Origin of the sequence: Endozoicomonas atrinae (genome assembly GCF_001647025.1) — a bacterium.
GTDB lineage: Bacteria > Pseudomonadota > Gammaproteobacteria > Pseudomonadales > Endozoicomonadaceae > Endozoicomonas > Endozoicomonas atrinae.
This window is the reverse complement of the sequence record NZ_LUKQ02000033.1, coordinates 23,730-37,421: the sequence shown is the minus strand read 5'-3', so window position 1 is coordinate 37,421 and position 13,692 is coordinate 23,730. Positions and strand designations below refer to the sequence as shown.

Annotated in this window: 10 protein-coding genes and 4 tRNA genes; 10 read left to right on the top strand and 4 right to left on the bottom strand. The window is 46.1% G+C overall.

Features of this window, described 5'->3' with window-relative positions; translation table 11 throughout:
* Nucleotides 1-81: 81 nt before the first annotated feature.
* Complete coding sequence (locus AK963_RS06960; protein WP_066014734.1) at nt 82-801, bottom strand: hypothetical protein; 720 nt, start codon at nt 799-801, stop codon at nt 82-84.
* A 256-nt stretch (nt 802-1,057) separates the two neighbouring features.
* Entirely contained in the window at nt 1,058-3,490 is a 2,433-nt protein-coding gene (gene lon / locus AK963_RS06955; RefSeq protein WP_066014733.1) for an endopeptidase La, read from the bottom strand.
* A 493-nt stretch (nt 3,491-3,983) separates the two neighbouring features.
* On the opposite strand from lon, the gene AK963_RS06950 reads away from it, so the two are divergent.
* The 3 genes from AK963_RS06950 to rarD all read left to right on the top strand — a co-directional run bounded on the left by AK963_RS06950 (nt 3,984) and on the right by rarD (nt 6,284).
* Nucleotides 3,984-4,589: a chalcone isomerase family protein gene (locus tag AK963_RS06950; protein ID WP_066014732.1), complete on the top strand. Its 606-nt coding sequence runs from the start codon at nt 3,984-3,986 to the stop codon at nt 4,587-4,589.
* A 137-nt stretch (nt 4,590-4,726) separates the two neighbouring features.
* Nucleotides 4,727-5,011 (top strand): ComEA family DNA-binding protein, encoded by a 285-nt coding sequence (locus AK963_RS06945; protein ID WP_066014731.1) that lies wholly within the window; start codon nt 4,727-4,729, stop codon nt 5,009-5,011.
* A 358-nt stretch (nt 5,012-5,369) separates the two neighbouring features.
* Nucleotides 5,370-6,284, top strand: a complete 915-nt coding sequence (gene rarD / locus AK963_RS06940; RefSeq protein ID WP_066014730.1) for an EamA family transporter RarD — start codon at nt 5,370-5,372, stop codon at nt 6,282-6,284.
* A 21-nt stretch (nt 6,285-6,305) separates the two neighbouring features.
* Here the strand turns inward: rarD and AK963_RS06935 are convergent, their stop codons facing one another.
* Nucleotides 6,306-6,512 (bottom strand): hypothetical protein, encoded by a 207-nt coding sequence (locus tag AK963_RS06935; RefSeq protein ID WP_066014729.1) that lies wholly within the window; start codon nt 6,510-6,512, stop codon nt 6,306-6,308.
* 477 nt (nt 6,513-6,989) lie between these two features.
* Between AK963_RS06935 and AK963_RS06930 the strand changes: the two genes are divergently transcribed.
* The gene (locus AK963_RS06930) at nt 6,990-9,080 is read left to right on the top strand and encodes a Sip1-related alpha-galactosidase (RefSeq protein WP_066014728.1); all 2,091 of its coding nucleotides are present in this window, start codon (nt 6,990-6,992) and stop codon (nt 9,078-9,080) included.
* A gap of 45 nt (nt 9,081-9,125) precedes the next feature.
* On the opposite strand, the gene folD is transcribed toward AK963_RS06930, so the two are convergent.
* Nucleotides 9,126-9,980 carry a bifunctional methylenetetrahydrofolate dehydrogenase/methenyltetrahydrofolate cyclohydrolase FolD gene (gene folD, locus AK963_RS06925; RefSeq protein WP_066014727.1) on the bottom strand — a complete coding sequence of 285 codons (855 nt, stop codon included), beginning with the start codon at nt 9,978-9,980 and terminating at the stop codon, nt 9,126-9,128.
* Between the two features lie 351 nt (nt 9,981-10,331).
* On the opposite strand from folD, the gene AK963_RS06920 reads away from it, so the two are divergent.
* From AK963_RS06920 to clpP, 6 genes are all read left to right on the top strand, one after another.
* Nucleotides 10,332-10,408 (top strand) — tRNA-Pro (locus tag AK963_RS06920).
* Nucleotides 10,409-10,426: 18 nt separating this feature from the next.
* A tRNA-Arg gene (locus AK963_RS06915) sits at nt 10,427-10,503 on the top strand.
* Between the two features lie 74 nt (nt 10,504-10,577).
* A tRNA-His gene (locus tag AK963_RS06910) sits at nt 10,578-10,653 on the top strand.
* Nucleotides 10,654-10,728: 75 nt separating this feature from the next.
* Nucleotides 10,729-10,813 (top strand) — tRNA-Leu (locus AK963_RS06905).
* 385 nt (nt 10,814-11,198) lie between these two features.
* Nucleotides 11,199-12,542, top strand: a complete 1,344-nt coding sequence (gene tig, locus AK963_RS06900) for a trigger factor (RefSeq protein ID WP_066014726.1) — start codon at nt 11,199-11,201, stop codon at nt 12,540-12,542.
* Nucleotides 12,543-12,734: 192 nt separating this feature from the next.
* Nucleotides 12,735-13,385 (top strand): ATP-dependent Clp endopeptidase proteolytic subunit ClpP, encoded by a 651-nt coding sequence (gene clpP / locus AK963_RS06895; protein WP_066014725.1) that lies wholly within the window; start codon nt 12,735-12,737, stop codon nt 13,383-13,385.
* The last annotated feature ends 307 nt before the right edge of the window (nt 13,386-13,692 follow it).

Here is a 13,692-nt window from a genome sequence, read left to right as displayed (position 1 = left end):
AGAGTCAGCTTAGTAAAATATTTAACTTTCTGGAACTATCAGACTTGCAGACCACCCCAAAAAGCTATACTTAACGACAGGTCATTTTGGACTGGTGTTTTGAGGACTTTTTACGCCGGTGATGACAGAGGTAAGAAAGTTTATAAAAAAAATCTGTGCGTCTTCTGTGTTTTCTTTGAGTATCTTAATTTTTTCACAAAGTGTTTCTAGATGTGCTTCATGCTTTTCAATTTTGATTCTCAGTTCTCTAAAGTGATTTTTTTGATCTTCTATTTTTTTTTGTATATCGTGATTATTTAATTTTTTTCTTGCCTCTCTTTCAAGTGATTTTATGGTTTTTTCAACGGATTTAATGCTGTTTTTTGTGGTTTTTGTTGTTTTTTTTAAAATATTTATTTCTGTCTGTATTGTGGCTCGGTATTTTTTGTTAAAGTCCAGATCTTTGCCTGCAAGTAGCTTTACAGCTTTAGTCAAAGCAGTGGCTTCAACTCTTTTGTCTTTCTGGTTTGAAGAAATATGAGGTGAGAAATCGGTTGATGCCTCTGGTTGCATTTCTGATTTTTTGCTATGGCCTGGTGTTGTAGCGAGTTTTGCTACTCTATCGGTGACTCCGTGGGTTGGCGGTTCACCGTTGTATTTGGCAGATTCAGTTCCTTCTTTTACAGGGCTGCTTCCTTCAGCCTTTTTAAGCGGTTTACCTTTATAGGATTTTACTGATTCCTTTATATGGCTGGTGAAATCCTTGATACCACTCAGTAGTGGTTGGAAAAAACCTTTTTTATCTGCTCCTTCTATGGGCATATTTATATTCCTTAAAGGACAATAGCGTTTTTATTATGGAAATATGTCCTGTTGATTATTTCAAAAGAAATTAATATTCATATTATGTCTTATAAATTATTTGAAAGTTTTTCTTGTACGGCCCACAATATAAATGCTCACTAGCGTGTCCAAACGGGATTAGTTCCCGCTGCTATTGAAAGAGTGATTAAGAAAGCGCCACCCAAACGGGTGGCGCTTTTTATTAGGATTCAGCTACACCCTCACCCTGTCGAAACTATTTATTTCTCTTCCCTTTGTTCTTTCCAGCGTCAGGAAATCCAACTTTATATACATCATCATACTGGCTGGCAAAATGAACAGAAATTCCTTCACGGATGTAATCCGGTAGCTCATCAAAGTCTCTTCTGTTATCTTCCGGCAGAACCAGCGTCAGAATTCCTTGCCGTCGGGCAGCAATCACTTTTTCTCTAATACCACCGACAGCCAATACTTTGCCTGTCAGGGTCAGCTCTCCGGTCATCGCCAGGTTTTTTATGGGTTTAATACCTCTGGCCAGAGAGATTAGAGCGGTTGTCATGGTGACACCGGCACTCGGACCATCTTTCGGTGTGGCACCTTCCGGAACATGCAGGTGTATAAATGCTGTTTTTAGGAAGTCTTCCTTGATACCAAATTTTTTGGCGTGGCTGGTCGTATAGCTGTATGAGATTTCAGCTGACTCCTTCATTACCTCACCCAGCTTACCTGTTAGTTTAAAACCGGCTCTTTGCTGATGTATCAGGCAGGCTTCAACAGGAAGCGTGGCACCACCCATTGAGGTCCAGGCAAGACCCGTAACTATGCCAACTCCCTCCATTGCCTTTTCTTTACGGAAGTAGGGTGCCCCGAGGAAATCTTCCAGGTTTTTAGCTGAAACAGTGAGTTTGCTTTCATCATTTTCCAGAAACTGGACGACAACTTTACGAATGATTTTCTGCAATAACTTTTCGAAGTGACGAACTCCGGCCTCTCGGGCATAGCCATCGATTATTTTCCGGAAAGTAGTGTCTGACATTCTAAGCTGGCTCTTTTTAAGTCCAGCTTTTTTGAGCTGTTTGGGCCATAAATGATTCTTGGCAATGGCTACCTTTTCTTCAGTGATATAGCCAGATAGTCTGATCACGTCCATACGATCCAGTAGTGGGCCCGGTATCGTGTCGAGCTGATTGGCTGTACAGATAAAGAGTATTTTAGATAAGTCGATTCTCATGTCCAGATAGTGGTCAAGAAACTCGGTGTTTTGCTCTGGGTCCAATACCTCAAGCAGAGCAGATGCAGGATCCCCACGGAAAGAAGCACCAATCTTATCGATCTCATCAAGCATGATGACCGGGTTGGAAACCTCTACTTCTTTGAGTGCCTGGACCAGCTTTCCTGGCAATGCCCCAATATAAGTACGACGGTGTCCTTTGATCTCTGCTTCATCCCTCATTCCACCGAGGCTGAAACGGTAAAACTTGCGATCCAGGGCCTTGGCGACTGACTTGCCAATAGAGGTTTTGCCTACACCAGGAGGGCCAACAAGCAGCATAATGGAGCCGGATACTTCTTTCCGGTAAGCACCTACAGCCAGAAACTCAACAATTCGCTCTTTAACATCCTCGAGACCGTCATGGTCTGAACTGAGTACATTTCTCGCATGATGAAGGTCGAGATTATCTTCGGAGTACAGACCCCAGGGAACGGATGTTGCCCAATCCAGATAATTTCTGCAAATTGCGTATTCTGGGGAGCCGGTTTCCAGAATAGACAGTTTTTTCAGTTCGTCATCAATTTTGTTTTTTGCACTTTCTGGGACAGTTAGCTTTTCCAATCTCTGCTCGAACTGCTCAATCTCGGCAGTTCGGTCATCTTTCGATATGCCCAGCTCTTTTTGAATGACTTTTAGCTGCTCCTTCAAGAAAAACTCGCGCTGATGATTACTGATTTTCCGATTAACTTCTGCATTGATTTCACTCTGAAGACGGGCGACCTCCTGTTCTTTTCGAATCAGAACCAGTACCTTTTCCATTCTGCGTTGAACAGGGATAGTTTCAAGCACCTCCTGAAGTTCCTGTCCAGGTGCAGTTGTAATGGCCGCTGCAAAATCTGCCAGGGGAGATGGGTCTTTGGGGCTGAATCGGTTCAGATAATTTTTCAGCTCCTCACTGTACAGAGGATTCAGTGGAATAAGCTCTTTGATGGCCTGAATCAGTGCAAGCGCATAGGCTTTTACTTCATCACTGTCGTCTTCAGGTGTTTCGATATAGTCCACCTGAACAAGATAGGGAGGCCGGCGACGCAGCCATTGTCGTATTCCGAAGCGTTGCATTCCCAGGGCAATAAACTGGACCTGGTCATTATCTGAAACAATATTATGGATTTTGACAACGCATCCTATCTGAGGAAAGTCTTCTGGATCGACGTCTGTGCCAGGCATTCGACCTACAAAACTGAGACCAACGGCTTTATGTGGGCTCTGACCAACACGTTGTAATGTTTCTCCCCACTCCTGATTGCTGAATACTAGTGGTTGCACCTGTGCAGGAAAGAAAGGGCGGTTGGAAACGGGGATCAGATAGAGCTTGTCTGGCAGCGCCTGATGTGGAAGTACAAGTCCAGTGCTGGTTTTTTGACTGTCTTCGTCCCCACTGATCACTTCGGGGTTGTTTGGATCCTGATCTGTCATAGTCTGTCTGCAAAGCTGGTTTAAGAAGAAAGTCTGGTTGATATCCTGTGGCAGAGGTATGGCGTAGCGGACTTCATAGAAGGTGAGGCGTACCCATTACTCTGTGTTTCAACCTGGTCAGTTGTATTCTGGATATTCTATTTTGAGACTTATCCAGTAATTTCAATAGTCAATGCACTTAAGTATGGTTTAGATAGTCAGGATTGGTAATGGGAATATTGGGCTGCTGACCAGTGGCAATGGATATTCTTCTACTTATTGTCCGTGATGGCCCCGACTGATGAGCCGGTGACAATTTACTGACATGAGACAGATTCTGGCATCAAAATACCTGTAAAGACCCTGGTCGCTCAAAAGTGAGTATATTATGATCGCTTGACCTGTTGCGGCAGAGCCCAAAATATGAAATATCGAAATGTTTACAGTTCAGTATGCTGGAAGCTTCAGAATAAGTGAGATAGTATTCACTCAGAAAAATAATAAGGTTTGTAGTATGCAGCACGATCACACCATTTATCGTATTCCTCTCTTAACTGCTTTTCTCATATTACTGTCATTGCCTGTAAATGCTCTTGTCATAAATAAGTATGACCTGCCAGATTCAATTGCCGCAGAGGGTGATAAGCCAGAGCTTAAATTGCAGGGCGCTGCAGTGAGGTCGTGGTATCTGATGGTGAAAGGATATATAGGTGCTCTTTATCTGGAAGAGCCGACCAGTAGCCCCGAAGAAATTTATGCCTCTGACAGTCATCAGCGAATGGCATTTGTTATGCTGGTTTCGAAGATGAGTGCTCGACGGATAGCCAATGCGTTTTATGACTCCATCCAATTGAATAGCCCACCAGATGAGCAGGAAGCGATGAGAGATGATCTTGAGAGAATTTTTACGCTTGTCGATGGTTCTATGAAAAAAGGGGAGCAGGCTGTATTTGAGTATCTGCCAGGTAAAGGGTTGCGGATTGAAATTGCCGGTGTTGAAAAAGGTGTCGTGCCTGCCAGCAAAGAGGTATTCAACCTTTTCCTGCGAGTTTGGATTGGTGAGACCCCCCCGAGTAAATCGTTTAAAGAGCAGGTGTTGGGTGTTGCTCCGGCTGCGTGAAAATTTGATCCATTTATCTGCTCGCGTTTTTTTGTCTTGAAGTTACCTCTCACATTGCCTTGAATGTTCTTAAGGATGGTTTATTCGAATAAGCTGTCCTTTAGCGAACTATATATCAATTTTAAGGAGTCATTGATATGGATATCAAAACCCTTGCCTTTCTTGGCGCATCTTTTTTTAGTATCTCTGTATTTGGTGCTGACCAGAAAGGCTGGTCTGGTGATCAGAAGGTTAATGTGAATCAGGCAACCATTGAACAGTTGGATAAAGGGCTTCTTGGCGTTGGACCCCGTATTGCAATGGAAATTGTGAAGCATCGTGATCAGCATGGTCCTTATCAGAGCTTTGATGATTTGGATAAGGTTAAATATGTTGGCAATAGAATGCTGGATAAAAACAAAAATCGTATAGTTTTTGATTAATCGGGCTTGAAAGGAAGCCTGAGCTGGTTCAGGCTTCTTCAGTTAACATCTTAACCTCTCTCCAAGTGATTCGATAAACGATGTAAATTCTCCATCCACTCTTGTCTTTATAGGTTGTATTTTTTAATAGATATATGGTCATGTCACGTCCAACAATACCTTACTAGGGCTTTAAAACTAGGTTCGCTTTGCTGTTTATAAGCATAATTCGAATATTTTTTGGTTAATTTAAATTCGATATGTTATATAGCGAGTGGGGTTGTGTTTTATTGTATTTTACAATGCTAACGACGTTTATTATCTGAATGGACTTTTTTCTTGGCTCTCAGGGATGCTATGGGCCTGATGCGGGGGATTTGTGAGAGACGCAGGAGCGCAGTCTGGCCTAACATTTGCCGTTGGGGCCTTTGCTTTATGGGGGCTTATACCCATTTATTTCAAAACTCTGGAGGAGGTGCCTCCTTTAGAAGTCCTTGGTCATCGAGTTTTCTGGTCATCACTTTTGCTGGTTTGCTTTTTAACGTTTCGCCATAAACTGAAGGGGATTATTGAATTAATAAAGTCACCCCGGATATTAGGGTGGCTGGTCTTGTCGTCACTGTTTATTGCGGGGAACTGGCTGTGCTTTATCTGGGGAGTTACCAATGACAGAATTCTTGAAACCAGTCTCGGTTATTACATTAACCCTCTGATCAGTGTTTTCTTTGGCTATTGTTTTCTGGGAGAACGGCTGACTCGATACCAGATGCTGGCAGTACTTATAGCGGCAGCAGCCGTATCAATGCAGATGTTTTTGCTGGGTAAGCTGCCCTGGGTCGCTTTTGTACTGGCTCTGTGTTTCGCGTTTTATGGTTTGATCCGTAAAAGAATCAACGTAGATGCAACCACTGGGCTTGCAATTGAGACATTGCTGTTGATGCCGCCTGTCGCTTTCTATTTCCTCTGGCTGATGGGCAATGATTTGCATGCCTTTCGCTTTTCCGATCCTGATACTAGTGTTCTCCTGGCTCTTGCCGGGTTTGTGACCACAATACCTCTGGTGTTTTTCAATATGGCCACTCAAAAGTTGTCGTTGACGGTTTTGGGAATCATGCAGTATCTGGCACCATCGATTTCATTTCTGGTGGGTGTGACGATTTATAATGAGCCCCTGGGTGTTGTGCAGATGGCGACTTTTGGCTTGATATGGCTTGCGCTAGCCATTTTTACACTGGATGGCCTGTTTCGGCATAAGCGGCAGAGTGATCGGTTGGAAACCCCGGTCACTGAGTAGATCTGGTTCACTGTCTGGATATCAGGGGTGTCGCTTTTCTCTACTTTTCTGGATAGAGGTTTTGGAACGGGCTTTCTTGACAGGGAGTGAGAGAGCCTGCTCCCGGGGCAGCACTCGGTAAATCTGTCGGTAGTATTCTTTCTCAAGATCGGCAGGGGTTTCGGGAAGGGTCACCATACCCATCTGTCTGAGATAGGCTTCCATGCTACTGAGTGATGGCTTGTTCATTGAAGAGTCCTGAATGATCCTGACAAGAGTGATGAAGACAAATGATGTCGGCAGTTAGGTTTATTCCATTAAACCGGGTGTCGACACGAAACGCTAAATGGTATGCATACAACATGCCATTTTTTTGACGGCATGATTTCCTATACTTTCTGATGTCTAATGCATTCTACTTTCCCTGTTTTCGCTTCAGCTAACTTGGATTTTACTTGCCTGAACTCTCTGCAGTCTGAAAAAGCAGGTTGTTATTTTGGCGTGCATCGCTGGTAAAAGGTGTTACCTTCTGATTGGTTCTTGTTGCGTGAGTAACATATTGAGAGGTTTTCACGTTGGCAATTCCAGTTGCCATCAGCTGACTGGTTCATGGCTTGGCATCACAAATAATCTATTTATTAGATTTTCACTGCCGTATACCCAATTTTGAGAAATACTGTATGCAAAGGATGAGACCGTTCTTTCTATGATGCAGTTGAGGCCACTATGTACTCACTTCGTGAAAAAGACCAGCTGGTAAATCTGTGCTTTGACCAGATTGCAGTTTGTCAGGGGATCACTGTTTATGTTCGTTTGGATAATGAGGAGGAATATGCGCTGACGTGGTCAGAGCAGTCGGGGATATTTGTTTATGATGACTGGTTGTCTGTCAAGTTGTCCCTGGAGACAAAAGGAAGGCAGTTGTTGTTATCTCTGAGCGCGGAGGTCACCAAAGGGGTCAGCTGGCCGGGACGCAGCTGGCACCCTCAGAGTGCCGTTAGAATTAATATCGCCTCTTTGGGTGATATTTCCGGTTTGTGTGCTCATTATCTTTATAACAGCTGGTGGACCCGTCCTCATTTTGATTGCGTCCTGAACAACCTTCCAGAGAAGACACAGTCTTTACTGTATGGCTTGGAAGATGAATATCACCACTTGCTGGCAGTATGCGATGAGCAGGTTCGCTGTGAATTCCAGGGGGGGGAAGTTGCTGGTATTGAGTTGGTGGCGGGCCCTTCAAAGTCGGGTGTAAGAGATTTTTCCGGCTTGATTGCCATTTATGGGATCAGCACAGACCCTTTTCTACTGATCAATGATAATGTGCAGTTGGGACGTAACCATTTATCTCACTACTCCCGACCAAGAGAGCAACGCACTTTGCCTGAGGTGTTTAAGTATCTTGGCTGGTGCAGTTGGGATGCCTGCTATCTTGATGTAAATGCAGATGCAGTCGTTGCGAAAGCCGAGGAGTTTCAATCCAAAGGAGTTCCGGTGAAATGGATGCTGGTGGATGATGGCTGGTCTGAAGAGAAAGATCGTCGACTTTTGTCATGGAAGGAAAATCGAGAAAAATTTCCGGCAGGGCTTGCCGGTTTAAAGAAGGCTCTTGAAGATGACTATGGTATTCCCTGGATGGGTGTGTGGCATGCTCTGACAGGTCAGTGGGAGGGGATAGATTCAGAAGCCAGCTTTCCTGTTCGATTGGATGAGCTGGATTCGTTAAGAAAATTGCCCCCAAGCACAGAAGGAGATTCTTTTCGCTTCTGGCATGGTTGGCATGACTACCTGGCCCAGCAGGGAGTCGACTTTATCAAAGTCGATGTGCAGAGCAATCTTGCTAATCACTATAAATACCGGGATTTCCCTGGAAAAGTATCCAGGGTGGCGCATCAGGCACTTGAAGCATCTGTAGGGCTGCATTTTAACGGGCAGATGATCAACTGTATGGGAATGGCAAGTGACCAGCTATGGCATCGCCCTTCATCATCACTTGCTCGTAACAGTGATGATTTTTTTCCAAAGAAAAGTGGCAATCTTCAGGAACATGCATTGCAGAATGCGTATAACGCGGTGTTCCATGATGCGTTTTTCCTGGGTGACTGGGATATGTGGTGGACCATTCATGAAGACTCTGATGCTCATGCCTTGCTCAGGGCAGTGAGTGGCGGGCCAGTTTATACCAGTGATCCGGTTGGGCAGACGGATGCTCAACAACTAATGAAACTGGTGTTTAATGATGGTCAGGTGGTTCGTTGTGATCAGCAGGGAAAAGTGGCTCGAGAGCAGTTGTTTGAAAATCCGCTCTATTCCGGAAAGTTACTGAAAGTGACCAACCGGATTGGCGCAGTCGCTGTTCTTGCCTTATTCAATATTACCGAGGATCATCAGCCGATTACTGAACGCATCACTGCATCACCTATTGAACATGACAGTAGCGAGTGGCTGGTTTATTGGCCGGCTCGGCGGCAATGTTTTGGTCATTCTGAATTACCAGAAATACGGCTTGCCCAGAATGGTTCAGATTTGATGCTGTTTTATCCTGAAGAATCATTGGTTTGTCTTGGTCTGGAAGATAAGATTCTGCCCGCCTGTGCGGTTCTTGATCAAGTGGTGTGTTGGAAAGACAGTGGTGCGCGCCTGGAAAGTCGGCTCCGGCAGGGAGGCAGGCTGGTGATTTACAGTGAGCATCCGATTTTGGAAGTCCGGATTAATGGGCAGGAGTATGAGTGGGAAGAATCAGGCGATTTATATCTGGTTGATTGCTCGGAGTGGGAAGAGGAAATCTTTCTGGAATGCCTTGCCGGCCTTAAAGCCTGAAATGATTGCCGGCAGCGGGGCTGCCGGATTTTGAATGCTTTCGATTTAGTGATGCAGGTGGTCTGCAGCATACAGCGTGTTCTCCAGGAGTGTTGCCACTGTCATTGGGCCAACACCACCTGGAACCGGGGTAATCCAGGATGCTCTTTCTTTGGCAGTATCAAACTCCACATCACCGACCAGCCGGCCATCATCCATACGGTTGATACCAATATCTATGACCACCGCTCCAGGTTTAATCCAGGCGCCTTTAACCAGTCCGGGTTTACCTGCGCCTACGACCAGAATGTCTGCCCGGGCTACTTCGACGGCAAGGTCTTCGGTAAACCGATGAGTGGTGGTTGTGGTGCAGCCTGCCAGTAGCAGCTCCATGGTCATTGGTCGGCCCACAATGTTGGAGGCGCCGACAATTACTGCATTCTTGCCACGAATTGTCTGGCCCGTGCTTTCCAGCAGTGTCATAACACCTTTCGGTGTGCATGGTCGCAGCAATGGAATACGCTGAACCAGTCTGCCGATGTTGTAGGGGTGAAAGCCATCGACATCTTTATCCGGACGGATGCGTTCAATAACCAGTTCGCTGTTGATGTGCTCAGGCAGTGGTAATTGTACAAGTATGCCATCAATTTCCGGGTCATCATTCAGGCTGTCGATCAGCTCAAGCAGATGCTGTTCGCTGGTGGAGGCTGGCAGGTCGTGGGATACGGACTTGAAGCCCACTCGTTCACAGTCCTGTCTTTTCTTTCCTACATAAACCTTTGAGGCTGGATCATCACCAATCAGAATAACGGCCAGTCCTGGAGCTCGGAGGCCCTGTGAAGTTCTTTTTTTAACCTGTTCGGCGATAGTGTCGGTCAGTTGCAGGGCAATGGCTTTGCCATCAATAATTTTTGCTGTCATATGTGCTGAAGCCTGTTGCTGACAATATTGGATGATTGGCGAATATTGAAAATGACCGTTAGTTTACCAGTGCTCGAGCTCTGTTGACACAACAGCCTGCTGATAAAGCCAACGCTTTTCCGTATGGTTCAACATATAGAGAGTGTGTTCGATATAAAGGGTTTGCAATGTGGTATTCTTTCAGACAGGTTGATATGCTCGTTATCACGACATGATGTTCCACGTTGTTTGAACATAAATGTGGATTAAAAAATGCATATGGCAATTGACGAGAGCCATGCTTGTGAGTAGTATTCGTCGCCGTTGTCCAGCAGAACTTTTCGGTTTTTTCCGAAAGTGGTTGGAAATTTTCGGGGTATAGCGCAGTCTGGTAGCGCGCCTGCTTTGGGAGCAGGATGTCGGGAGTTCGAATCTCTCTACCCCGACCAGTCAGAAAGATGTTAAAAGCGCCCGTAGCTCAGTTGGATAGAGCATCCGCCTTCTAAGCGGATGGTCGCAGGTTCGAATCCTGCCGGGTGCGCCATTTTCAGATGACCATTTATCCTGTTTGAGCTTGATTCTTTGGTTTAATTTGAATAATCTTTCGAGCGGTTACTGGTGGGCGTAGCTCAGTTGGCAGAGCTCCGGATTGTGATTCCGGCGGTCGAGGGTTCGAGCCCCTTCGCCCACCCCAGTTTAAAGGGTTGTCCTGAGGCTTCAGGAATCCTGAAGAATACAGTGTTTTGCGTGCTTCGTAGAAGCACTGTGAGCGGAAGTGGTGAAATTGGTAGACACGCTGGATTTAGGTTCCAGTGCCGCAAGGCGTGAGAGTTCGAGTCTCTCCTTCCGCACCAGTCATTAACGGGGATAAGCATGCTTATCCCCGTTTTTGTATGTTTCATCCAAAGAAACTGCCCTGATGGGGGGGTGTATGGACCCGCTAGTCCTTAGCTTCGGGGAAACGTATATGAATATTGCAGATATGAAAGGCTGAGCCAGGGCTGCTGTGTTTCGGGTCTTTAAAAATGCTTTTCGTTTAACGTCTGTTTTATTCGTTGGTTTATGCCGTTGAGAAGTGAGAGTGGTGCAAATCCTGTAGGGAACTGGAATAAAAAGTGTTCCTTTGCCTTGCCTGGATCCAGTGTGACAGAAGGTGTTTATGCATTTTCTGGGTACATTTGCTAGTCTATGCGCCTTTTGGCCCATTGTTTACACAGGTTTTGGTGTTGAGGAACAAAAATGCAAGTCTCTCTTGAAACGACTTCCGGTATTGAGCGCAAGCTGACGATCACTATCCCGGGTACTGATATCGATGGTGAAGTGAACAAGCGTCTGCAGGATCTGTCCCGACGTGTTCGTCTGGATGGCTTCCGTCCCGGCAAAGTTCCAATGAAAGTGGTTAAGCGTCGCTATGGTGCAGGTGCCAGACAGGAAGTGCTCGGTGAGATGATGCAGTCTTCCTTTGTTGAGGCCATCCAGGAGCAGAAACTGAACCCTGCCGGTGCGCCATCTGTTGAAGCTCAGTCTGATAACGACGAAGGATTCACCTTTGTTGCTACCTTTGAAATCTACCCTGAAATCGCTCTGAATGAGTTCGGCGGCATTTCAATTGAGCGTCCGGTTGCTGAGGTTCAGGAGTCTGATGTTGACGAGATGATCGAAACCCTGCGCAAGCAGAGCACAACCTTTGAAGACGTTGAGCGCGCTGCCGAGCTAGGTGACCGTGTTACCTTTGACTACGTTGGTACCAAAGACGGTGAAGCTTTTGAAGGTGGCAGTGCAGAAAACTCTACTCTTGAGCTGGGCTCTGGCCGCATGATTCCAGGCTTTGAAGACGGTCTGGTGGGTGTCTCTGCTGGTGAAGAGAAAGTGCTTTCCCTGACTTTCCCTGAAGATTATCAGGCGAAAGATCTGGCTGGCCAGGCAGTTGAGTTTGCCTGCAAGGTTCACAAGGTTGCCGCACCTGCGCTGCCAGAACTGAATGATGAATTCTTTGCGCGATTTGGTGTAAGCGAAGGTGGTCTGGAAGGTTTCCGTACGGAAGTTTCCAAGAACATGGAGCGTGAACTGCGCCAGGCGGTTAAGAACAAGGTCAAGAATCAAGTAATGGATGGCCTGCTGAAGATTCATGAAGTGGAAGTACCTTCTGCTCTGACTTCTCAGGAAATCGATCGTATGCGCGAACAGGCTGTGCAGCAGTTCGGTGGTATGAAGGGTGGTTTTGATCCAAAGCAGCTGCCTGCAGAGCTCTTTGAAGCCGATGCCAAGAAGCGTGTTGCCCTGGGTCTTTTGATTGGTGAAGTGGTTAAGCAGCGCGAAGTCAAGGTTGATGATGAGCGCGTACGTGCCATGATCGAGGAAATGGCTTCCGCTTACCAGGAGCCTCAACAGGTCATCGACTGGTACTACAGCAACGATGAGCAGCTGTCTCAGATCAAGTATGTTGTTCTGGAAGAGCAGGTAGTGGATACTATTCTGGAAGCGGCTCAGGTTTCAGAAAAAGCATGCAGCTATCAGGACGCTATCAAGCCTGCTGAGCGTGCAGCTGAAGCTGAAGAGGCAGAGCAGGAAGAGACTGCCTGATTCCGCTTGTAGAAGAGCTCTTAATGAAGGGCGTGGGGAATGGGTGGCAGTTATACCAATTCCCCTGATAAGCAGCTAAGGTTTTACCGACTCCGGTCGTTTTAATCTGGTATGCAAGCGACTAATCTGTCAGTTTTTATGACTGGTAGAGCAGTCGCTTTTCTTCGACTTGGCAAGGAGTTAAGACAGGATATGTCCAATCTGATAGACCCGCACGCCGTCGCGATCACCAACTCAGGACTGGTACCTATTGTTGTTGAACAATCGGCCAGAGGTGAGCGTTCTTACGATATCTATTCCCGCCTCCTTAAAGAGCGAGTGATCTTCCTGGTAGGCCAGGTTGAAGATCATATGGCAAATCTGGTGGTTGCTCAGCTGCTGTTTCTTGAATCCGAAAATCCGGACAAGGATATTCACCTGTATATCAACTCTCCAGGTGGGTCTGTAACTGCCGGGATGTCAATTTATGACACTATGCAGTTTATCAAGCCTGATGTTTCGACCATGTGTATTGGTCAGGCTGCCAGCATGGGAGCGCTGCTGCTTGCCGGTGGTGCAGCAGGTAAGCGTTACTGTCTACCGCACTCCAGGGTGATGATTCATCAGCCGCTGGGTGGCTTTCAGGGACAGGCATCTGATATCGAAATTCATGCCAAAGAAATCCTGAGCATCCGGAGTAAGCTGAACCATGTTCTGGCGCATCATACCGGTCAGCCACTTGAAGTTATTGAACGTGATACTGATCGTGATAACTTTATGAATGGCGATGAGGCGGTTGAATATGGCCTGATTGACCAGGTCATGAATCGTCGTGGTGAAGGCGGTAAGAAAGACAAAGAATAAGCTGAGCGGCTTGTAATGAGTCTAGGGCTACCTTTGTTATCTCCAGCGAGATGCTATCCTGCATTCAATGAAAATAGCCTCTGTGCAGTGTGCTATTTTCATTGTTAATGACTCCTGCAGGTTGATTTTTATCCGAAGTCGTTGAACACTAACTTATTGGTTGGGTTCTCCTGATATGGAGGCCCCTATCAGAATAGCTTTCCAGAAGCATGCATGGTCCCGGATGGTCAGGGCATGAATTCTGGTTTCACGCGGATCAAGCACTTGAAAACATGCCTCAATGCCTGCATCTTATCAGGCATGTAAT